This is a genomic window from Microbispora sp. H10885, from assembly GCF_014161415.1.
GTDB lineage: Bacteria > Actinomycetota > Actinomycetes > Streptosporangiales > Streptosporangiaceae > Microbispora > Microbispora triticiradicis.
Map to the genome: position 1 here is coordinate 99,277 of NZ_JABBWY010000006.1, position 21,732 is coordinate 121,008.

At 70.7% G+C, this 21,732-nt stretch carries 15 protein-coding genes; 2 read left to right on the forward strand and 13 right to left on the reverse strand.

What is annotated here, in order from left to right; translation table 11 throughout:
- The first annotated feature begins 29 nt into the window (after positions 1 to 29).
- Positions 30 to 566, forward strand: coding sequence for a helix-turn-helix domain-containing protein (locus tag HHX37_RS17180; protein WP_310740412.1), 537 nt, complete (start codon positions 30 to 32; stop codon positions 564 to 566).
- 36 nt (positions 567 to 602) lie between these two features.
- Here HHX37_RS17180 and HHX37_RS17185 read toward each other — a convergent pair whose 3' ends face one another.
- From HHX37_RS17185 to HHX37_RS17210, 6 genes are all read right to left on the reverse strand, one after another.
- The gene (locus HHX37_RS17185; RefSeq protein ID WP_182886056.1) at positions 603 to 2,339 is read right to left on the reverse strand and encodes a S8 family serine peptidase; all 1,737 of its coding nucleotides are present in this window, start codon (positions 2,337 to 2,339) and stop codon (positions 603 to 605) included.
- Between the two features lie 76 nt (positions 2,340 to 2,415).
- Entirely contained in the window at positions 2,416 to 3,801 is a 1,386-nt protein-coding gene (locus HHX37_RS17190) for an FG-GAP and VCBS repeat-containing protein (RefSeq protein ID WP_182886057.1), read from the reverse strand.
- A 64-nt stretch (positions 3,802 to 3,865) separates the two neighbouring features.
- Positions 3,866 to 4,621 carry a phenylacetaldoxime dehydratase family protein gene (locus HHX37_RS17195; RefSeq protein ID WP_182886058.1) on the reverse strand — a complete coding sequence of 252 codons (756 nt, stop codon included), beginning with the start codon at positions 4,619 to 4,621 and terminating at the stop codon, positions 3,866 to 3,868.
- 91 nt (positions 4,622 to 4,712) lie between these two features.
- Entirely contained in the window at positions 4,713 to 5,834 is a 1,122-nt protein-coding gene (locus tag HHX37_RS17200; protein ID WP_182886059.1) for a cytochrome P450 family protein, read from the reverse strand.
- 125 nt (positions 5,835 to 5,959) lie between these two features.
- Positions 5,960 to 6,715 carry a GNAT family N-acetyltransferase gene (locus tag HHX37_RS17205; protein ID WP_182886060.1) on the reverse strand — a complete coding sequence of 252 codons (756 nt, stop codon included), beginning with the start codon at positions 6,713 to 6,715 and terminating at the stop codon, positions 5,960 to 5,962.
- Positions 6,712 to 7,452, reverse strand: a complete 741-nt coding sequence (locus HHX37_RS17210) for an iron-containing redox enzyme family protein (RefSeq protein ID WP_182886061.1) — start codon at positions 7,450 to 7,452, stop codon at positions 6,712 to 6,714. The genes HHX37_RS17205 and HHX37_RS17210 overlap by 4 nt, the downstream gene beginning before the upstream one ends.
- A gap of 587 nt (positions 7,453 to 8,039) precedes the next feature.
- On the opposite strand from HHX37_RS17210, the gene HHX37_RS17215 reads away from it, so the two are divergent.
- Positions 8,040 to 11,414: a BTAD domain-containing putative transcriptional regulator gene (locus tag HHX37_RS17215; RefSeq protein WP_182886062.1), complete on the forward strand. Its 3,375-nt coding sequence runs from the start codon at positions 8,040 to 8,042 to the stop codon at positions 11,412 to 11,414.
- Here HHX37_RS17215 and HHX37_RS17220 read toward each other — a convergent pair.
- The 7 genes from HHX37_RS17220 to HHX37_RS17245 all read right to left on the reverse strand — a co-directional run bounded on the left by HHX37_RS17220 (position 11,341) and on the right by HHX37_RS17245 (position 21,413).
- A complete protein-coding gene (locus HHX37_RS17220; protein WP_182886063.1) occupies positions 11,341 to 13,230 on the reverse strand; it encodes an ABC transporter ATP-binding protein in 1,890 nt (629 codons plus the stop codon). The two genes, HHX37_RS17215 and HHX37_RS17220, sit on opposite strands and share 74 nt — an antisense overlap.
- On the reverse strand, positions 13,212 to 15,032 hold the full coding sequence (locus HHX37_RS17225) for an ABC transporter ATP-binding protein (RefSeq protein WP_182886064.1): 1,821 nt from the start codon (positions 15,030 to 15,032) through the stop codon (positions 13,212 to 13,214). The genes HHX37_RS17220 and HHX37_RS17225 overlap by 19 nt, the downstream gene beginning before the upstream one ends.
- Positions 15,033 to 15,137: 105 nt before the next feature.
- Entirely contained in the window at positions 15,138 to 15,260 is a 123-nt protein-coding gene (locus HHX37_RS35770; protein ID WP_208759005.1) for an ALQxL family class IV lanthipeptide, read from the reverse strand.
- A 160-nt stretch (positions 15,261 to 15,420) separates the two neighbouring features.
- Entirely contained in the window at positions 15,421 to 17,250 is a 1,830-nt protein-coding gene (locus tag HHX37_RS17230) for an alpha/beta hydrolase family protein (protein WP_182886065.1), read from the reverse strand.
- Positions 17,247 to 20,027 carry a class IV lanthionine synthetase LanL gene (gene lanL, locus HHX37_RS17235; RefSeq protein WP_182886066.1) on the reverse strand — a complete coding sequence of 927 codons (2,781 nt, stop codon included), beginning with the start codon at positions 20,025 to 20,027 and terminating at the stop codon, positions 17,247 to 17,249. Before lanL ends, HHX37_RS17230 begins: the two co-directional genes overlap by 4 nt.
- Positions 20,028 to 20,246: 219 nt before the next feature.
- On the reverse strand, positions 20,247 to 21,047 hold the full coding sequence (locus HHX37_RS17240) for a methyltransferase domain-containing protein (RefSeq protein WP_182886067.1): 801 nt from the start codon (positions 21,045 to 21,047) through the stop codon (positions 20,247 to 20,249).
- 123 nt (positions 21,048 to 21,170) lie between these two features.
- Positions 21,171 to 21,413 carry a hypothetical protein gene (locus HHX37_RS17245; protein WP_182875266.1) on the reverse strand — a complete coding sequence of 81 codons (243 nt, stop codon included), beginning with the start codon at positions 21,411 to 21,413 and terminating at the stop codon, positions 21,171 to 21,173.
- Positions 21,414 to 21,732: the final 319 nt, after the last annotated feature.

The following is a 21,732-nucleotide window of genomic DNA, read 5'->3' on the forward strand; positions in this document are numbered from 1 at the left end:
GTGGCGACGATATCCGTAGCATATGGGGGGTGAGTGCCCCGGCCGGCAAGCAGCCATATCATCACGGCGACCTGCGTCGTGTGCTGATGGACGTCACCCTCGAGGCGATCGCCGAGGACGGGCTGGGCGAGCTCAGTCTCCGCGAGCTGGCTCGACGGGCGAACGTCTCCCACGCCGCTCCCTCCCACCACTTCCGGAGCCGGGCCGGGCTGCTGACCGCGATCGCCGCCGAGGGCTACAACCTGCTGGCCGACCAGCTTGAGCGTGTGCGAGGCGACGACCTGACCGAGCGGGCCGTCGCCTACCTGAGGTTCGCGACCACGCACCCCGCGCACTTCGCGGTGATGCGGGCGCCCGAACTGTGCATCGATCGGGACCCCGAGCTCCTCGTGGCCCGGGAACGGGCCGGGGAGCAACTGCTCCGGCCGGCTGACCGCACGGCCGCGCTCGCCGCCTGGGCGCTGGCACACGGTCTCGCCAACCTCCTGCTGGAGGGAAACGTGCACCCGGACCCGGGAGGCGACGTCGAGTCCCTCGCCCGCACCCTGCTCCACCATCTCACCTGACGCGGGCGACGCGTGAACGGCAGGCGCCCGGCCGGGTCAGCGGACGGCCCGCAGGGCGTTCACGATGCCGTAGCCGTAGAAGCCGTTGCGGAACCGGTTCCCCTCACAGAGGTGTGTGTCGGTGACGGTTGTGCCGTTGGGCAGGTGCCGCGTGTAGGTGTAGGCGGCGGGGGTGGGGCAGTCCTTCCTGGTGGCGGTCGTCTTCAGCATCGCCTCCACGACGTCGGGGTTGAGCGTCTTGCCGCCGTGCTTCCGGTCCTGGTGACCGTGCTCGCTGACGATCAGCGCCGCCACGCCGGCGGCGCGCGGCGACGCCATCGAGGTGCCCTGGTCGTACTGGTAGTAGGCGCAGACGGCGCCGTCGCAGTCACGGACGACGCGGGCGACGTTGGGCGTGCCGTCCGGGTTCAGCTCGCCACGTGCCACCGCGAGCGCCTTCGGGTAGGCCGCCAGCGTCGCCCGGGTCGTGTCACGTGTGTTGTCCGGCGTGTCGTAGGTGTCCCCGCCGGGGGCGGCCAGGTCGGTGGAGCCGTCGCCGTAGTTGGAGCCGAACGACTTGCGCTCGCTGACGCCGGTCGCGGACACCCTGATCACGTGGTTGCCCTCGACCGGCATGATGTCGCAGTCCGGCGTGATCGTACGCGAGTGAGGCTTCTCGCCCGGCACTCTGACGAAGTTGGGGCTCGATCTGTCGACGTAGTCCTTGGTGAGGTCGACGGCCTGGTTGCCGATGGCCGTGATCAGAGTCACGCCCCTGGCGTGGGCGTAGTCGAGCGCCCGCTGCATGGCCCTGCGGATCGTGGTCTGCTCCAGACGCTCCTCCGGGGAGTCGGACGGGTTGCCGGTGCAGTTGGACAGCCAGGGGTCGGTGTAGAAGCTCATGTTGGCGACATCGACCCCGATGTCAGCCGCATAGGTCAGCGCGTCGACGCTCGGCTGGAGGAAGAAGTAGCCGACGTCCGAGCCGACCCTCAGGTTCACGATCGAGACCTTGGGCGCCACGCCCGCGATGCCGAGCCCGTTGATCGGTGCGGCCAGCGCGGACGCCACGTGCGTCCCGTGGCCGTCCTCGTCCACGTCCGCCGGGTCGTCGCACGAACGGTCCGGCTCCTCCTCACAAGGGCCGTCGACCTCCTCGCCGTCGGCGTCGACCGGGATGTCCACGGTGAAATTGCGGCTCAGCTCCCGGTTGAAGTTCGGCGCGATGTCGGGATGGGAGCCGTCCACGCCGGTGTCGAGGATGGCGACCAGCACCTCGGGGTCTCCCTGCTCGTACTTGTACGAGCCGTCGACGGTGGCACCGATCTGCTTCATGTCCCATTGCAGTTCCGACAGCGGCTCGGCTTGAGGAGCCGGCTTGCGCCGCCTGGCGGCGGAGGGCGCGCCGCGCTCCCCCCTCCCCGGCTCCTCGAACGCCTCGGCCCCGAGGGCCTTGCGCACCGCCCCGTCACTCATGGGCGCGTTGTCTGGCACGCTGCCGACGGACCGGTTGCGGGCGACACCTTCGATCAGGGCACTGCCCCGCAACAGGCTCGTGAAGCCGGGGTCGGTCGTGCTGACGGTGGCCAGCCCGACGGTGCCGTTCTCCTTCAGGATCCTGCCGCCCGCGGCCTGGACGGCGCCCCTGGCGTCAGCGGCGTTCACCCCCTCCTTGTAGAGAACCACGTATTCGGTTTCCCGGCCGGCTTCCGCGACCGGCTGCCCGGCCTTCGCGGCGGCCGCCGACGTCGCCGTGACCAGGAAGGTGAACGCGATCACGACAGCGCGCTTCACATATACCTCCGTTCAAGGAGGAACCGGCCGACCTCGGCCGGCACCTCCAGGTAGAAAATCCCGCTTCGGCCGATCGTCAGTGCAGGAGGAGGGCGCCGAAGTAGGAGGGATTGCCGACACCGACCGTGCCGGGGTGGACGACCTGGGCATTGGTGGTGGAGATGCCGGTGGGTGAGCCGCGCAGGACGGCCAGCATGCCGGTGTTGGCGTTCTTGCCGGGAGCGCCGACGACGACCTCACCCATGCCGTCGCCGGTGACGTCCGTGATCGAGACGGCGTCGCCGAAGTTGTCCTTGGGCTGAGACCGCTCACTGATCGGATCGGCGACCGGGGAGGCCGGATTCGGGACGGAGCCGAGGCTGTCCTGGGTGACGAACTGCGCGCGGGCCGGTACGGGGCCGCCGGTGGAACCGGGTATCACCACCACCATGCCGGCACCCGCCTTGCCGGAGACGGTGGTGTTCGCGGCACCGACGGCGATCTCCGCGGAGCCGTCGCCGTTGACGTCGCCGACGGCCAGACTGGTGCTCGCCGCCTGGTTCGCCAGCCAGGTCAGCTGGTCGGTGGAGAAGCCCGGGGTGGCGGACAGGCCCGAGGACGAGCCGTACCAGACCTGCAGTGAGTTGCGGCTGGCGGTGACCATGACCAGGTCGTCGTGGCCGTCACCGTTGACGTCGCCCATGTGGACCATGGAGTCGTACCTGGGGCAGACGACTCCGCACGTCGCCGACGAGCCCAGGAGGACGCGTTGCGGCGGAGAGGTGTGAGGGGGGTACATGATGCTCAGTTCGACCACGTTTTCGCTGCTGACGTACGCCAGTTCCGTCTTTCCGTCGCCGTTGACGTCGCCGGAGGCGGTCGAGGAGACAGCCGTGGCGGTCCCGTCCTGGGCGCGAGGAAGATACTGGTAGGTGCCCTGCTCGGCCCCGTTGTACCACCCGGCCAGCACGTCGCTGGAGAAGTAGTACGTGCGCATCGGCTTGACGATGTCGGCTCCGGGCCGGTCGTCGAACTCCCCGGCCCGCATCACCTGGACCGCGTCCCAGCCGTTGTAGGGCGTGTAACCGAGATAGTGCTTGCTCTGGGCGATCCCCGTGGACGTCCACGAACTGACGATCGTGTAGAACCGGCCGCCGGCGATGAGGTCGGTCCTGCCGTCGTTGTCGACGTCGGCGGCCGCCAGCTGGGCACCGAACGAGTTGCAGGAGTAGGCCGAGGTCGAGCAGTCCCCAGGGGGACGGAGGAGCACTTGGCCCTTCAGCCCGCCGGGCCCACCGTACAGGACGGGCACCGCCCCGGTGCCGCCGTTGGCCGGTTGGGCGACGACGACGTCGCCGTAGCCGTCACCGTTGAAGTCGAACTTGTTCAGGACCGGCGCGGCCGCCTGGGCGGAGGCGGGGGTGGCGGCCAGGCCCGCTGCGAGAGCGAGCGAGACCGCCGTACACATGATCTTTTGTTTCACCTCTGTCCTTTCCTTAAGGTGATGCCCGTGGCCGCCGCGACCCTTGACGGGGACTTGCGGCGGCCTATCGGTATTGCGCGGGGAAGTAGGGCAGGAAGCCGGTCTGGTCGTGGCAGTTGAGGTACTCCATGCGGCCGCCCTCGGGCGCCACGTAGACCTCGTGGCCGAGCGTCACGTGAATGTCGGGGGCGAAGCGGGCGATCAGTTCGCCGGCGCTCTTGAAGATCGCGAGGTGCGTGGCATGGCTGTGTGCCCAGCGCTCAAGGTGCGACAGGCTCAGGAACCATGCGAGCGTGGCCGTCTGCACCCGGTCGTCGTTGGAGACGATCAGGTCGGCGAGCCGGGCGGACAGGCACCCGGTCTCCTGCGGGTTGGCGTTCGGCACCGCGGGAAACTGCGACGCCAGGCCCCACGTCGGGGAATCGTACGAGTACGACGTCTCGAAGTGGCCGGCAGGTGCCCGAAGGACCTCCGTCCACAGGCCGATCGGCCCACCCTTCGCGGTCAGTTCCGGCGCGGCCCACGAACCGAGCGGATGCTCTTCGGACCAGGACTTCTCGGCATCGCCGTCCAGCCAGTACGCCAGGATGACGTCGTTGGTGTAGCCGAGCCGGTCGACGTGGGCGGCATGCTCGTACGCCACGGGAGCGTGGGCACCGTGAAGGCTCCCGACGACGCCCGCCAGCACGCCGGCCGCCTCGTCGCCGGCGCGATGCTGAACGGCGAGTTGCCGCATGGTGACGCCGGCCAGCCGCTCGGGCAGATCAAGGCTGTAGGCGGGGTAGGGGTTGCGAAATCCGGCAGGCCGCAGTTTCGGCATGACGCGCTCTCCTGTGTCGGTTCGGTTTTCCCTCGGCATGCCGTCTCCGCCGCCGCCCGGCGGATGGAGGGGAACGGGCGGTACGGCCCGGTCACTGGTCGAAAGCCAGCGGAAGGAACGCCGGACCACGCACGATCAGGTTCGGTTTATACACGATGTCGGCACGAGGTACGGCCAGTGACATGTGAGGGAATCGTTCCAGCGTCATCGTGAGGAGCGTCCTGGCGTTCCGGCGGGCCAGCTGTGCGCCCAGGCAGCGATGGATCCCATGCCCGAAGGCCAGATGGCGCTTGTCTTTCCGGAGGATGTCGAAGTCGTCGGGGTCGGGATAGCGGGCGGGATCACGATGTGCGGATCCGACGAGAAGCAGGACCGTCTCGTGCGCCGCGATCCGGACTCCCGCCATCTCCATGTCCGTGGTGGGGAAGCGCCAGAAGGACGACGCCTGAGGGCCGTCATAGCGAAGCACCTCTTCGATCGCCGCGTCGGCGAGCGATATGTCCTTGCGAAGCAGTGCATGCTGTTCCGGATGGTCGAGCAGAGCCAGGAAGAGGTCTCCGACCAGAGCGATGGTCGACTCGTACCCCGCCACGATGAGTCCGACCATCGTGGCGAGAAGCTCGTCTTCGCTGAGCATGCCGGGAGTGCGGCTCGCCCTTATCAGGTCCGACATCAGGTCCGTGCCCAGATGCCTCTTCTTCTCGGCGATGAGATCGCTCGTGTACGCGACCAACGACTCCACCGCTTCGAACGCCAGGTGACGCAGGTTCGGGTCGGCGGTGAATATCAGGTCCCCCCATTCCCGTAACTGCGCGCTGTCACCGGGTGGAGCGCCCAGGACGGTGCAGATCACCTCCACTGAGAGCGGCGCGGCGATTCTTTCCAAGACGTCCACGGGCTCCTTCCCGGGCAGGGAGCCGAGGAGGGTTTCCGCCGCCGCCCGCATCGCCGTCTGCCATTGGGCGATCCGCCGATCGGTGAAGATCGAGGCGGCCAGCCTCCGTAATCTCGTGTGGTCGGGCGGATCCAGATTGAGCATGGTGCGTGAGCCGACCGTGCCCGATCCGAACGCCAGCGAGGCCGCGTGGAAAGCAGGTGACGCGTTCGCGTAGTCACTGCTGAGCCGCGCGTCCGCCAGCCCCTCCTTGACGTCGTCGTATCGGCTCACCAGCCATACGTCGACGTCGGTGAAGGGAATGGTCGTCCGGCACACGGGATGGTTCTCCCGCAGAAACCTGTAGGTCGGATAGGGGTCCTGGAAGAATTCGGAAGTGAAGACGGGTATCGCGGTCATCTTGTGACTTCTCGTGTGTGTGCGACCTATGGCGTCCACTGATCTCACAGCGGAATTCTGGCCACCTCGGCGCGGGGCAGGTCGTCGAGACCTCGCCGCAGCTTCGACGTGACGGCTTCGAATTCGTACGCCCCCTCGGACACGCGATGCGCGAGCACACGCACGGTGTCCTGGTAATGCGTGGAGTATCTGTCGGTGCCCGGGCAGGGGTGGAAGCCCAGGCGGCCGAACAGCACATCCTGCCGATGACCGGTGCCGGAGGTGCAGACGACGAGCGAGGCGCCGAGGGCGCGGGCGGTGGCCACCATGGCGGCGACCATCCGTCCCCCCAGTCCCCGGCCCTGCATCCCGGAGGCGACGACGAGCCGGCCGGCCTCGAAGACCGGCGCGTTCGCGGCGCCCAGCTCGGCGAGCAACTCCGCGTACGCCTGTCCGCCGAGATGGCGTCGCGCCTGGAATCCGGCGGCCAGGCCGGGTGGCGCCAAGCGGACACAGGCGACGATCTCGTCAGTGGTGTCCAGATGCGCGGTGAGATGGAAGGCGCCCAGGTCGAGGTCCTGCGGATCCGCGTACTCGCCCTGTGCGGCGCGGAAGCCCGGCCGGCGGCCCTGGTCGTAGAAGACCTCGGCGCGGAACCGGCGGATGTCCTGGAGCCATTCGGCGGGGCTGCCCCCGGCCGGGTGCCTGCGAATCCACACCTCGAAGCCGCGAGCCTCGATCTGCTCGTCCGCCGTCCCGGGACCGCGATCGTTGGGAATCGGATAACGCAGCTCGGTGCCGGAATGCCGAGGCGAGTTCACGGGCTTACCCGCTCGCTTTCCAGATCGCCCCTGGCCAGATCAAGGCACTCGGCCATGAAAGCGGCGTAGGACGCCAGCGCCGCCTTACCCGTTTCGATCATCGTGCTCAGCGCGCCGGGAGAAGCGGCGAGAACGCCGCCGAGCTGCCGCTGGTTGAAGGCGGTGTGGCCCGCGTCGAGTTCGACGTGTTCCGCCAGGAAGCTGTAGCACGAGGCATCCGGGTGGAAGACGCGCTCGCAGGTGGCCAGCAGAACGGGGCCGATGGTGACCGAGAGTCGTTCGATCTCGTATTCGATGGCGAGCTGGGCGAACGGCGTGGGACCGGCGATGACCTGCTCATGGAACCTGGCGTAGAAGGCGGCGGTCGCCAGCGGCGGCCGGGCGAGGAGGCCGTCGGCGTCGACAGGCTCTCCGTAGCGCTCAAGCCACCAGTTCGCGATGGCGTGCGTGTCGTCGACCATCATCCGGTCGTGGCCCGCCTCCGCCCGGGAATGCGCCTTGAGGGCCTTTTCGAGTTGATCCATGCCCAGCTCGCCACACCGCTCGCCCGCGCTCGAGATCCAGCGTTCGACGTCGTGGGTCATGTGGATGCCGTGCGCGTTGTACCGCAGCATCCACCGGGCGAAGAGCCGGTCCTCGCACTCGGGGGAGAACAGCGGGGAAATGGCCGGATCATCCATGAATCGCTGACGGCTGTCCTTCAGCTCTGCTTCGTACTCGTCCATCTTCGCGCTCAACGAGAGCCTCCTCGTGTTTGCCGTGCGCGCGCTCGTTCCTGCGCGCACCTTCGCCGGTGTTCTGAGTCGCGGTCCTGAATCCGTCCCCCATGAGAGGCCGTCCCCGGCGGCATCCCGTTACAGCTCGCGAGATTCCTTTGAGTAGTGCCGTCGCTTGTCACGTGCCCCGCGAGATCTCCTCGTACGAACGGTTCTGCTCGCGTCACGAACCGAGCGATTCGGCAGCAGAATCCCTGCAGCGGCTTATCGCGGGCTTAAATGTCCCCCGCCCACGGCCGGGCACCGGGCGTAAGGGGCGGACAAGAGAGATTTAAGAGCGGCGTGTTCGGAGCATGGCATTACCGGCGAATGGGCAGGCCGTCGTCTCCCCCGTCGTGCGCGTTCTCTCACGACAGAGCCCGCCCGGCGGCAGGGCGTCCCGCTTCCGGCGGATAGCGGATCACTCTTGCGAGGGACGAGCCGGAGCGAAGCGCGGGTCAAGATGGAGCGATCTCGTGACCCTCTCTTCGGAGGAGGCAGCCGGTGTGGAGCGGTGCAGGGGGCTCGGTAGGGAACGCCGAGGAGGCACCCAAGGAGCGATCGGTCACGTGAGCAACGTCGAATTCCGGGTTTTGGGGTCGTTCGAGGTGCACGGCGCAGAGGGAGTCATCGGCATCGGAGGTCCGCGGCAGCGGGCGCTACTCGCCCGATTGGTGGCCGCGGCGGGCACAGTGGTGTCCACGGATACGTTGATCGAGGATCTGTACCACGGCAGGCCGCCGGTGACCGCGCTGGGCTCGATCCACGTCTACGTGTCGAACCTGCGCCGGGCGATCGAGCCGAAACGCGCGCCTCGCACTCCCCCGCAGCTCTTGATCGCACGGCGGCCCGGCTACCTGCTCACCACGACGGACGTCGACGCGCTGCGGTTCAGCGATCTGGTGAAGGACACGGAACAACGTCCGCCCGCGGAGGCTCTGCCCCGCCTGGAGGAGGCGCTGAGACTCTGGCGCGGCTCTCCGTACGGGGAGTTCGCCGGCGAGCTGTGGGCGATCCCCGAGTCGACCCGCCTGCGCGAGCTGCGCCTGACCGCGATCGAGCGCCGCGCCCAGGCACTGCTGGATCTCGGCCGTCCCCAGGCGGCGATCCACGAGCTGGAGTCCGAGACAGAGGAACACCCCCTGCGAGAGCGCCTGTGGTGGTTCCTGGCCCTGGCTCTCTACCGGGCCGGGCGACAGGCCGACGCGCTGGCCGCGCTGCGCAGGGCGCGGAAGCTCGTCGCCGATCAGCTCGGCCTCGATCCCGGTCCGGAGCTGCAGGCACTGGAGAGGGACATCCTCCAGCAGGCTCAGTCGCTCGTACCACCGCCCGAGCCCGTCTCCGTGCTGCACCATCCTCTGCCCTCCGCCCCCTCCGAGGTCCCTCCGGTGCACGGCCGGGATTGGCGCCACGGGGAGACGCCGGCACCGCCTGGCGGCGGAGCGACGACCGATGCCGTACGCGAAGGGGCCCGTGGCGGAGAGGCCCGGCAGGCGGAGGCCGTCCCTCCCCGGGGCGCGTTCCGGGAACCTCTTATCGGCCGGGAGCAGCAGCTCGCGGAGTTGAACGGGCTCACCGCCCTGGCGGACCGGAACGGCATGGTGGTCGCCGCGGTCAGCGGCGAGCCCGGCATCGGCAAGACCCGGCTGTTACAAGCGTTCCGGGACGGCTGCGAGGAGCTCGGCCATCTGGTGCTGTGGGGCCGCTGCCATGAGGGGGAGGGAGTGCCGCCGCTGTGGCCGTGGCTGCAGGTCCTGCGCGCGCTGGCCGAGACCGTGCCGCCGCCGGAGCGTCAGGCGCTGGGCGGGCTGCTGGACGACGAGTGGCCCAGCGGCCTCCCTGAGCCGGCGTTGCGCCGCCGGAACCAGGTCATCGCGCACTGGCTCGTCGAGACCGCGCGGCTGCGGCCCCTGGTGATCGTCCTGGACGACCTGCACTGGGCCGACTCCGCCACGCTCGAGCTGCTCAGAGATGTCGCGGTGCTGTCGGAGGCCCCGCCGAGGAATTCCGCACTGATCCTGGTCGCCGCGTTCCGCGATTCGGCGCACCTCGGTGCCGTCCTCCCGGGCGACGCCCTGAATCCATGCCTGGATGAGCAGTTGCACCGGCTTGGCCGTTACGATCTGGTTCGCATCCGGCTGACCGGCCTCAACGGCACGGAGATCGGGGCCCTCGCCGCACAGATGGGCGTCACGGTCGACGACTCCACGGCGGAGCGGCTGGCCGAGCGGACCGGCGGCAACCCGTTCCTGGTACGCGAAAGCGTGCGGCTGCTGGCGCAGGGCCAGGGCCTGGAGGTCGTGCCCGACGCGGCGGCCGATCTGCTCCGCCAGCGACTGGCCGCGCTCGGACCGCAGGCGACCAAGATACTCAATACTGCCGCGGTCATCGGCCGCACCTTCGATCCTGGCCTGGTCGCCGATATGTGGGTGTGCGAGGCATCGCAATGGAGATCGGGGCAGATCTACAGCATGCTGGACCAAGCCGCCCAGGCCGGGCTGATCACCAGCGGCGACGGGTTCATGACGTTCGTCCACGACCTGGTGAGAGAGACTTTGATCGGCGGCATCCCGCCGCTGCGTAAGGCGCTGATCCACCGGGAGGTGATGGCCGTCCTGTCCGCCAAGCCCAGCACCGACGTGACGGTCATCGCCCACCACGCGGTCGAGGCCGGTCCGGTGGCGCACCGGGAGACGGTGCGCTGGGCCCGCGCGGCGGCCGAGCAGGCGAGTCTGTGCCGCGCCTATGAGGAGGCCGCCGTCTGGTGGGGCCGGGCCGTCACCGCTCACGGCGCCTGCGACGGCGACCCCGCCGAGCATGTGGAGCTCATGCTGCACCAGATACGCGCCCTGCTGGACGCCGGAGACGCCATAGGCGCGCGTCAGGTCCGCGTGCAGGCCGTACGTGTCGCCGACCGCGCCGGAGCTGACCCGGGGCTGGCCGCCCGAGCCCTCACCGCGCTGGACGCCCCGGCCGTGTGGATGCTGCGCAACCCGTACGAACCGGTGGAGGTCCGCCTGGTGGAGCAGTTCGAAGCCACGCTGCGCGCGCTGCCCGAAGACGACACGCCGGAGCGGGCGCTGCTGCTGGGCGGCCTGGCCCAGGAACTGCACGACGGGACCGGCGATCCCCGCTGCCCGTCCCTGTCCGCCGAAGCCGTCGCCATGGCGCGCCGGATCGGCGATCCGCACCTGCTCATGCGGGCGCTCAACGCGCGCTGGCTGTCCCTGCCGCAGGTGACGCACCTGTCCGAGGTCGGAGAGATCGCCGAGGAGATGCACGTCCTCGCGGCGCGAGCCGGAACTCCGGAGTTCGAGTTGCTGGCCCACATGATGGACACCCATTACAAGCTGGAGAAGGCCGACCTGGGCGGCGCGGACCGGGCCGCCGCCCGCTGCGACGTCCTGCTCGACCATCTGCAGTTACCGTGGCCGCGTTTCCAGCACACCCTGTGGCGGGCTGCCCGGCTCGCCCTCGACGGCCGGTTCGACGACGCCGACGCCCTCTACGACGACGCCGAACGACAGGCCCAGCGAATCGGCATGTGGTACGTGAGCGCGGTCGTGAACAGCGGTCGTCTCATGCTGTGTTATCAACGCGGCACGATGGCCGACGCCGGACCGCTGATCGATCTGGTCGGCGGCATCCACCCCAGCGCGGACCACGACGCCCGGGTGCTGGAACGGTGCGCCCAGGGCCGCCTGGACGAGGCTCTGCGGCTCGCCGCGGAAGGGTGGCCGGCCCCGCCGCTGGACTGGGCGTGGCTGACCACCACGTGTCTGCAGGGCGCGGCCCAGGCGGCCGTCGGTGACCTGCCCGCCTGCCGGGCGACCCACGAGAGGCTGTTGCCCTACGCCGGGCGGATCTCCCTCATGGGACCCGTCGACCACTTCCTTTCCCTGCTCGCCTCCACTCCCGACGATCTCGGCTCGAAACGGCGCTGACGACGCCGTCGCGCATCCCGTCGTTGTTCCAGTGGCCGACCAGGTCGGCGTACAGGGGCGACCGGTCGATCAGCTCCGCATGGGTGCCGGTAAGCGCCGAGGTTCCGTCCATCAGGAGGACCCGGCGGGCTCTGATGGCCGAGCTGATGCGGTGGGCGATCACGATCAGGGTGCCCGGCCGGGCCGCCAGGGCCGTCTCCGCACGCAGTTCGGCCGCCGGATCGAGGTGGCACGTGGCCTCGTCCAGGATCACGACGCCGGCGGGGGAGGCGTGGACGCGGGCCAGGGCGATGAGCTGCCGCTCTCCCGCGGAGAGCGCCGACGGCTCCTCGATCGTGCCGTCGATCCCGCCCAGCCGTTCGACGAGCGCTCCGGCGCCGACGGCATCCACGGCCGTGCGCAACCACTCGTCGCCGGTCGTCTCCGGGCACAGGTACGCCAGGTTCTCGCGCACCGTCCCGGCGAAGACGTACGCCTCCTGCGGCACCAGCGCGACAGAGCTCCGCAGCCGCGCTTCCGGGACCGAGACGAGCGGCGCTCCGCCGAGCCGCATCCGGCCGCCGGTGGGCCGCCGCAACCCGGTCATCAGCATGGCCAGCGTGGACTTGCCGACGCCGCTGGGGCCGACCACCGCGAGATGCTCGCCTTCGCCGATCGTCAGGTCCAGATCCCGTACGACGGGGGTCGCCTGCGGCGAGTAGGAAAAGGTCAGGTGCTCCGCCCGCAGTTCGTGGCCGGTAGGAACGCCGTCGCGCGCCGCATCCTGCGATGGAGCGGGCAGGGCGGGGAGTGTGATGGCCCCGGCGATCCTCCGCGCGGTCACCGTTAGGGTGACTCCCCAGGATCCGACGCTGTCGAGAATCGCGCGCAGGGCCGGTTCGAGGCCGGTGAACAGGTACGTCGCCGCTCCCACCACCTCGCCGGCGGTCAGGTGACCGTGCCGGATGAGGAGCGGGGCGGCGAGGAGCAGACCGATCAGCGGGACGTGGGCCCCGAGCATGACGACCAGCCGCCTGCTCGTGCCCGCCCACGCGAGCGCGCGGCTCGCTCTCGCCTGGGCGTCGACGAGGGTCCGCAGTGCGGCTTTCGCCGGGTCCTGTGCCCCGCAGGCGGCGATGTCACGTAGTCCCGCCACGATGTGCGCGGTCTGCGCCGTCAGCGTCTCCTCCGAGAGGACGAGCTCACGCTGGCGGGCTACGAGCACCCGCAGCAGTCTGGCGAAAACGGCCAGCGCCGCGACGAGAGGCCCCGCGACGAGGGCGGCGGCCACCGGCGACAGAACCAGGAGTCCCACCAGCGCGGCGATCACCGAGATCCCGAGTTCACGGCTGTTGCGCAGCATCGCGGACAGCAGACTGCGGAGCGTCTCGATCTGCCTGGTGAGCCGGTTGACCGCGGCGGCGTCCGGTGTCTCGCCGCCGTCGGCGGCGCGGACCACGGTCGCCTTCACCACGGCGCGGACCAGGTCGTCGCGCACGGGCTCGACCACCGCGGCGAGATGGGGGAACATCAGCCGGGTCGCGACGGCTTTGACGAGCATCGTGGCGCCCATGAGGCCCAGCCAGGCCATCCCGGCGCCGGGCCGGCCGGCCAGGAAACCCTGATCGACCGCCGCGGCGACGAGCAGGCCCGACAGCAGTGCCGGGGCCGCCTCGACGAGGGACCACGTCATGGCCAGCGCGAGCGGGCGCCGCCGGGGACGCAGCAGATCCGCCAGGAGGCGCCAGGGGCCGGGGGCGTGCCCGCGGTCCGGGATCGGTGGAGACAATGTGGTGCCGGATCCCTGTCCGGCCTCGGTCACTGCGCGGACGTGCATGCTTCCTCCTCGTCCGCCACCGCGTGGCCGGTTCCCTCCGCAGCGGCGGCGGCCGTGTCGTCGCCGGTATCGATGGCGCCCGGATCGTCGCCGGAGGCGAAGAGGGCGCGGTACGCCGGGTCGCGCCACAGCTCCCGATGGGCGCCGCGACCCCGCACCCGGCCGCTGTCGAGCCAGATGACCAGGTCGGCCCGGGCGGCCGTGGCCGGGCGATGGGCGATGACGAGACGGGTCCGCCCTCGCATGGCGTCGACCAGCGCGTTGGTCACCTGAGCCTCGGTCGCCGTGTCCAGGCTGGAGGTCGCGTCGTCCAGGATGGTCAGACGGCCCCGCCTGAAGAAGGCGCGGGCCAGTCCGAGCCGCTGCACCTCACCACCGGACAGCGGTGCGTCCGCCGCCGGGGTGGCGTACCCCAGGGGAAGTCGACGGACGACGTCGTCCACGCCCGCCGCCCTCGCCGCCGCGCTGACAGCCTCGGGGGTGCTGACGGAAGCGCCGTAGGCGATGGCCGAGGCGATGTCGCCGCCGAGGAGCACCGGGCGTTCGAACGCGTAGGCGACCGCGCTCCTCAGCAGGCCGGGATCGACGTCGCCGAGGGGTGTGCCGTCGAGGAGCACCTGTCCGCGATCAGGGTCCGTCAACCGTCCGGCCAGCGAAGCGAGGGTGGTCTTGCCCGCGCCCGAGTGGCCGACGACGGCGGTCAGCGCCCCTGCGGGAATCTCCAGGTCGATGTGGTCGAGGACGGGAGTCTGCCCGCGCATCACGGTCACGCCGCGGAACGAGAGCGCTCCGGGGCCTTCGGCCAGGGGCGCGCCACCGGAGGCCAGGGCGGGAAGGGCGAGCACGTCGTGCACGCGAACCGCCGCGGAGCGACCGTAGGCCAGGCTCAGCAGCGGATCGATCTGCTTGACGAAAGCCAGGGCCAGTGCGGTGTAGCCGGCCGTCTCCAGGAGCACGCCCGGTTGCAGCCGGCCCTGCGCGATGCCGAGACCCGCCACGGCCAGCACGAGGAGTTCCATGAGCGGCAGTAGCAGCGTGAGGTGCCACACGCTGTGCGCCTGCGCCTTCCAGAGGGCGCGCCCGGCGGCGCTGAGTTCGGGCAGCGGTTCGAGCACGCGGGTGATCTCACGGGAGGCGGTGCCCGCGGCCCGTACCGTGCGGACTCCGGCCAGGGTCTCGGTGAGGCGTGCGGCCAGCCGGCCCTGGGCTCTCTGATAGGTGCCGTACAGGCTGGAGATCCGGGCGACGAGCACGCGCGTCACCACGACCGCGACCGGGACGCCGGCCAGGAAGGTGAGCCCTACCCGCCAGTCGATGGCGAAGAGCGCGACGGCTCCGCCAAGAGAGGTGACGGCTCCGGCGGCCGCGCTCACCACCGTCACGGGGACATAGCCGACGGTCGACGTGTTGCCGACGAGGCGATTGGTGAGCTCCCCGGCTGGAAGAGCCGCCGCGCCGCCCACGTCCGAGTGGAGAAGGCGGTCGATCACGCGCAGGCGAAGGAGGCTGGTCGCGGACGTGACGGAGGTGATGCCGGCGACGTGCGTGGTGATCTCGACGAACGCCTCGGCCACGAGGAGGGCTGCGAGGGAGGCGCACGCGATCGGCGAGGCCTGGCCGGCGAGGACAGAGTTCACGGCGGCGGCCAGCGCCGCGGGCAGAGCGAGAGAGACGCCGATCGACGCCGCCGCGGACACCCCGGCCACCGCCAGCGGCGCCCACGTCCCGCGGACCAGCGAGGCGATGAGGCGGTCGCCGTGTCTCTGCTTCACCTGCTCTTCGGCTTGTTCCGGCACGGGCATCTGACATCCTCCTTCTTCCGGTACTGGCCCGGCGGGGGCGATGCCGGCCCGGCAGGGCCGGCATCGCCGGGTAAGGGGCCCTGACCGAAGGTCAGGAGCCAGGGGTCAGAGGGTGGTGCCGCAGGTGCCGTACTCGTCGTTGCAGGTGCTGAAGGTGACGTTGCACCGCTGGAGCGCGGACTCCTGGGGAGCGGGCAGCATGTCCAGCGCGGTGATGTCGAGTTCCATCGGTGTTCTCCTTTTCTCGGACAGCCCACTTCGATGTGGGCTCTTTCTGGTTCCACCGGCGGCACCGGGTTGGCGGTGCCGCCGGCGGGTTCGTGGTGCCGCTGGAAGCGGCATGTGGCGAGGATGCCGGTCCCCCGTCGTCCCTCCGCCGCGAGCCGGCCTAGCCATTCGACGAGGCGGAGGGTGGCGCGGCGTGGAGGAAGGCGACGAGACGTTCGAGGACGAGGTGACGATCCGGTCCGGTCAACGGGTCGTGCCCCGCACCCGGCACCTCCAGGTACGTCAGCCGGGCACCTTGGTGAGGTGCCCTGGCCATCCGGTCGCGGAGCCGCCGCGAGTGGCCGACGGGGATGATCGGATCCCGCTCGCCGTGGATGACCAGGAGCGGCAGCCGGAGGCGGTCGGCCAGCCGGAGCAGGTCACGGGGACCGAGCGCGTCGCCGGTGATCTCCTCACGGCCGCCGAGGCGGTCGAGCAGGTTGCGCACCATCGCCGGCCCGTCGGCGTACAGTTCCCGTCCGGACAGGAACGGCGCGACGACGGCGGCGCGGGACCACAGGTCCGGTTCGGCGGCGGCCGCCAGCAGCGCGAGGTAGGCGCCGTAGCTCGGGCCGTACAGGATCGGCCGGGAGCCGCCGGGCGCGCGCTCGGCCGCCAGGGTCCGCCCCACATGGAGGACGTCGGCGAGGTCGGGCCCGCCCCAGGCGCCGCGGATGGCGTCGCGGTGGGCGGCTCCGTATCCGGTGCTGCCGCGCTGGTTGGGGGCGACCACGGCGATGCCCTCCGCGGCCAGGCGCTGGAGCAGGGGGTCGTAGGTGAGCTGCCAGGCGGCCTCGGGCCCTCCGTGGAGGGCGAGCACCACACGCGCGGCGCGGACGGGATCACCGTAGACGACGGCTTCGAGAGGGCCGGCTGGTCCGTCGAAGCGGCGTACCACCGCGGGCGCCCAAGGGGTCCGTTCGCCGTCCGCCACGAGATGCGCTTCACGGGAATCGGACACCGTTACCACCCGTGGCGGACGGTCGGGAGCGGAGTGGACCACGTGCAGCCCGTCCTCGTTCCAGCAGGCGGCCGGCAACAGGCTGCCGCCCGCGGGGCCGATCTCCCGGAGGCCGCCCTCCTCCAGGTCGTACAGCAGGACGACGGAGCGGACGCCGCGGGTGACCGACAGCGCGAGACGCCTTCCGGCCGGGTCGAGGGCGAGCGGCCTGACCATGCCCTCGACGGCGTTCAGGTCCTCGGGGAAGACGGTCGGCCCGTCGTCGTCCCGCCGCCGGATTCCCAGCCGGTGGACGCCTCCGCCCTCGAGGGCCGTCAGCAGGACTCCGCCGCGAGGAGCGGCGAGCAGCAGATGCTCGCCCTGGCGCAGGCCGGGAAGGGGGGAGACGGTGCCACGGGACGGATCCAGCACGACGGTTCGCGTCGTCCGCCCCTGCGACCTCGCCAGGGCGAGGAGGTCCCCGCTATCGTCGAGCCACACGCCTCCGGACAGGAAGCTCGGCACGTCGGCGACCTGTTCGGGGCGTTCGGGCGAACCGGGGAGCCGCCACACGGTCGTGCCGCGCCCCGGGGTCCTCAACAGGGCCAGGGCGGCGGTTCCGGAGGTCCGGCCGGCCACCAGCGCGAGGTCCCCGTCGTGGACGGTGAGCAGCTCCCGGACCGAGGTGACGGAGCCGGTCGCGGCCGGGACGGCGAGGAGGACCCGGCGGGTCCCTCCGGCTTCGACGCTGTTCACCAGGATGTTCCCGTCGCCGGTCGGCACCGCGGCGCTCCACGGGCTCACCCCGTCCCGCAGGCGCAGGACACGGGACCGAGGACGCGTACCAGTGAGATCCCACAGCTCGGGAGCCAGGCCGTCGCGGTCCCGGGCGGTGAGGCACCCGGCGTACCGCCCGCTTCCGGAGAAGCGGAAGTTGATCCGCCACACCTGCGGGGGATGCGACGGTCCCAGCGCCCCGTCGATCACCGCGCTCGTCGTCGGCGCGTTCATCGCGTCTCCCCGCCTCGGGCCGGCACGGTGAGGCGGGCCGGGACGTCGGCCATCCAGGGACGGGCGCCGCCGTGGCGCAGCCGCCACAGGAAATCGAGGACGCCCGCCAGGCCGGTGTTCCAGCCGAAGCTCACCTTGTCGCCGCTTTCGTCCGGCACCACCAGCAGCCCGTCTCGTGTCACCGCGCGCGCCCACAGGCATGCGGCGAGTTCCTCGGCCTGGGCGCGATAGGCGGGTTCGCCGAGCAGGTCGGCCATGTCGAGCAGGAACTGGCCCTCCCCGGCCAGGCCATGGCAGGCGACGGTTCCGGAGGACAGGCGGGAGGAGTGGACGGCGATCGCGGCCGCCCTGGCGGCGTCCAGGAACCGGGCCTCGCCGGTGGCGGAGTGGAGCCGCACCAGGAAGGTGCCCACCCCTGACGACCCGCTGCACCAGTACGGTTGCCTGATGGTGTTGCCGGGAGACTCCGTCCACCAGGCGGCGTCGCCCGTGTGGTGGGCCGCGGCCAGCAGCGTCCGCCCGCCGAGCAGGGCCGTCTCCATGCAGTCGTCGCGGTCGAGGACGGCGGCGGCGGCGAGCAGGAAGGTTCCGATCCCGGCCACGCCATGGGCGAAGCCGTAGTGGACCGCACCGGCCAGCGCCGAGGCGAAGTCCTCGGGGATCTTCCACAACACGGTGCCGGGCGTGCGCTCGGCGGCCGCGAGCAGGGCGTCGGCGCACCGGCCGGCCATGTCCCTGAACCGGTCGTCGCCGGTGGCGTGCCAGAAGTGCAGCAGTGCCAGCCCGGTCCCGGCGAGGCCGTGGCAGACGTCCGGATTCGGCCAGGCGACCGGCAGGCCCAGCGCCAGGTCGACGCCCGCCGAGCGTAACCCGTCGTCGCCGAGCGCGCGACCGGCCTCGTGGAGGCCCCAGGCGATACCGGCCCGGCCGAAGTACAGCCCCGGCGAGGGCCTGGCCTCGCTCGCCAGACGCCGGACGGTCCATTCCGCCGCGTCCCTCAGGGTGGCGGTGACATCGGCGTGCCAGGACCGGAGCCCGGCGCTTTCCCTGTGCTCTTTCACCGCGGCCAGCAGTGTGAGGATCCCGGCGGTGCCGAACTGGACGGCACAGGGGTCCGAGGTCGCCCCGAACTCCATGACGGGCCACAGATGCCCCCTGCCGGCGGGATCGGCGGCGGCCTCCCGGTTCATCCGCCGGAGCGTGTGCGTGAACCCGTCGTGGAGCAGACGGTCCTGTTCCGCGACGCCGAGGCGGTAGGTGGTGACGTGCGCCGGGTACGGCCGGGGCTCTGTGTCCGGTTCGGCGAGGAACTTTTCGACCCGCCGCAGATCCCAGCGCCGGGCCGGGTCCTCCCGCATCAGGCCAAGGATCATCGGTGCCATCGCCTGGGCCAGGGCGTTGCCCGCACTCGCCACGTCCCACAGCGCCCGTACGCGGGAGTCCCACGACCGGCTCCCCGGCGGCTCGTCGTCGCCGAGCATCGGCCGGCAGGCCGTGATCAGATAGAAAACGGTCGCTCCCAGGGCGTACAGGTCCACCTCGATCCCCGGCGCGGGACCGTACCTGGGGCCATGGGCCTGCTCGGGCGGCGCGTACCCAGGGGTGTAGGCCCTCGACACCGGGGTGCCGGGAGTGGCGGCCATCTCCAGATCGACCAGCCGGCAGTCGCCGTCCGGGCCGACGATGACGTTGTTCGGGGTCAGGTCCCGCAGCACGAAGCCCTGCTCGTGTACGGCGTCGACCAGGCGGACCAGCCCGTGTACCACGGTCACCGCCAGCCCCTGCCGGCGACCGGGGTCCGCGAGTCTTTCCTCGCCGGCCCAGGTCGTCAACACGGCGCCCTCGAGATGCTCCTGCGCCAGGAACAGGTTGTCCCCCTGCTCGAACAGGCTCACCTTGCGGCTCGTGATGCCCAGCGGCGCGAGGAGGTCGAGCATGTGCGCCTCGTGACGGAGCTGGTCCCGCTGGTCGTGTCCCTGCAGGGTCGAGCTGATGTGCGGGCGAGCCTGCTTGATGACGACGTGACCCCCGGAGAGCCGGTCCTCCGCCAGGAAGACTCCGCCCTTGGCGTTGTGGCGGATCGCCTGGCGCACCACGAAGCGGCCGGCCAGCAGAACGGCCTCCGGTGCGGTGGACCGCACCGGGGCCTGGCCCGACTCGAACGGGCAGGTGGCCCATCCCGGCGGGGAGTACCATGCGTTGCGCTGGTCGACCATACGGGTGCCGTCGGGAGCGGTCAGCGTAGAACTGTAGGTGCCGTCGTTGTCGAGCACGTTCTGGGCCGAGAAGACCCCGAAGCGGTAGTGGACCAGGCTGCCCGGCCGGTACGCCCGGTCGGACAGGATGGACGGGCCGGGCAGGCCGTAGGTGGCCGTGTGCAGGTCCTCGGCGATCACCGTCGCCGCCTCGTCTCCGGGCGGGTAGACGGTGACGAACTTGCCGACCGATCCTCGCCTGGCACCCCTGGACGTGAGACCGGCCAGATCGGCGAAGGTGGCCGCGAACTTGAACGGGCAACGGTGGCGGGCCAGCACCTCGACCACCCGCGCCAGCACGACGGGAGCCGACAACTGTGTCGCCGACACGTGGAGCTTCCAGCCCTGTGCCGGTGTCTCCGCGCCCTTCGGGGTCACATACGTCCACGGCGTGCGGTGGCGGATCTCCCACTCATCCTCCGCACCGGGCGCGTTGCGGTGCAAGGCGGCCCTGGCGACGTCCTCCAGCAGGTGGATGTCCGCGCCCGCGCGCTCCGCCATGCCCGCACCGTTCTCGCTCACGCCGCAACCCTCATATCCGATGTTCGTCGGGACGTCTTCGGCGACCGCCGAGGCCCGCCTGCACAGAGAACACGAGCGGCCTTCTCGATTACTGATGAGCCGCTTAAGGACACCGTCCCGCGGGTGTCTTAAGCGGCCGCCGCCACGCACCGCTGCCCGTCGAGAGATTCACAACCGGTCTTTCAGGCTCTGCCGCTCGGCGCGGCGAGCGGCCGCCGGCTACCTCGGTCTCCTGGCCACGGCCACGTAGATCGGGAGGGCGATCGTGAGCTCTCCCCGCGCGTCGGCCAGGTCCAGTGACCGGAACCACAGGGACCTGTCGACGTCCGGGACGAGGCCTGATTCCCGCCGGTCGAGAACGGGGACCACGGATGCCGCGTCGTCCAGACGCGTGGACACCGCCTGGACCGCCCGCAGGACGGGATCGACGAGTCCTGCCCGGAGAAGCCTGCGTCGCAGGGTACGGCCGACGGTCGGGTGGGACACCTTGCCCCGGAAGGCGTGCAGAACCCGCGCGGTCAGGGTCTGGTCCACTCCGTCGACGACCAGCCCGCTCCAGTCCACATCGATGACGCACAGACGCCCGCCGGGGCCGAGCATCCGGGCCAGGGCGTGGACGGCGGAGCCGGGGTCGGCCACATGCTGCAGGACGCGCTCGCACCACACCACGTCGAATGCGCCCGAGTGGTCGAGGGAGGCGACGTCTCCGATCCGGTAGGTGATCGTTCCCGCTTCCGGGACGACGACGTGCCTCCTCCGCGCCGCCGCCAGCATCGCCGGGTTGAGGTCCACGGCCATGACCGATCCGGCCGGCCCGACCAACCGGGCGAGGTCCCGTGCCACCTCTCCGAGCCCGCACCCGGCATCGAGCACGCGTTCGCCCGTGCGGACGGACAGCAGGTCCAGAGCCGAGGCTCGTACGCTCAGCACCACCTCGTGCCGGGAGATCCGGTCGAGATACTCCTCCATGATGGATTGCGCTTCCGCGGTGGAACCGGCCTGAAAGATCTTGTCGTCCACGGAGTGTCTCTCCTTGTCGATGACGCGGGTCCGGTCCGGACGAAGCCTGTGTCAGGCCTCGGGCAGCCGGGCGGCCGTTCCGGGCCGATGCGAACGCCGGCCCGGAACGGAGTCGTCAGCGGTTCAGTAGTAGAGATAGAGGGCGTATCGGGAGCCGGCGAGCTCGCACTTGAAGTCCTGGACGATGCCGCCGCTGGTGATGGCTTGGAAACCGGCCCTGAAGCACTGGTCGCGATACTGGTAGTACCCCGTGAGGTGCCACGTCTCAGCGGCCTGCGCGGAGGCGGCCGTGGCGGAGCCGGTCACGGCGCCGAAAGCCAGCCCACCGGCTACCAGCGCCGCTGCGGCCAGACGACGGGTTCTCATTTTCTTCCTGCCCTTCATGAAGGAGCGCGTGCCACATGAACGACGATTTCCCAGAGAGAATTCGAATCGTTCACGTGATGTCCTGCACCACTGTGCGCGGGCATGCTTGAGGATCACTTATGGCCGCTCTTAAAAGGCGCTGCAAATAACCTTAACCACGCGAAGCCGAAGTCGCGGATCGCCGCAACGCCCCCGTGGCGCCGGCTTCCCGCGCACGGCGCATCGGGCCGGTACGCGAGTGAGCGCCCGGCCCACTCACCTGAGGACGACGACGTTCTCGCTGGCCATAATAATCTTGACAGTGTCACATCGGGTATGC

What these genes read in the sequence shown, in the direction of transcription:
- HHX37_RS17195 (WP_182886058.1), bottom strand. Translation starts at nt 4,621, where the DNA reads ATGCCGAAACTGCGGCCTGCCGGATTTCGCAACCCCTACCCCGCCTAC.
- HHX37_RS17220 (WP_182886063.1), bottom strand. Translation starts at nt 13,230, where the DNA reads ATGCACGTCCGCGCAGTGACCGAGGCCGGACAGGGATCCGGCACCACA.
- HHX37_RS17225 (WP_182886064.1), bottom strand. Translation starts at nt 15,032, where the DNA reads ATGCCCGTGCCGGAACAAGCCGAAGAGCAGGTGAAGCAGAGACACGGC.
- HHX37_RS35770 (WP_208759005.1), bottom strand. Translation starts at nt 15,260, where the DNA reads ATGGAACTCGACATCACCGCGCTGGACATGCTGCCCGCTCCCCAGGAG.
- HHX37_RS17230 (WP_182886065.1), bottom strand. Translation starts at nt 17,250, where the DNA reads ATGAACGCGCCGACGACGAGCGCGGTGATCGACGGGGCGCTGGGACCG.
- HHX37_RS17245 (WP_182875266.1), bottom strand. Translation starts at nt 21,413, where the DNA reads ATGAGAACCCGTCGTCTGGCCGCAGCGGCGCTGGTAGCCGGTGGGCTG.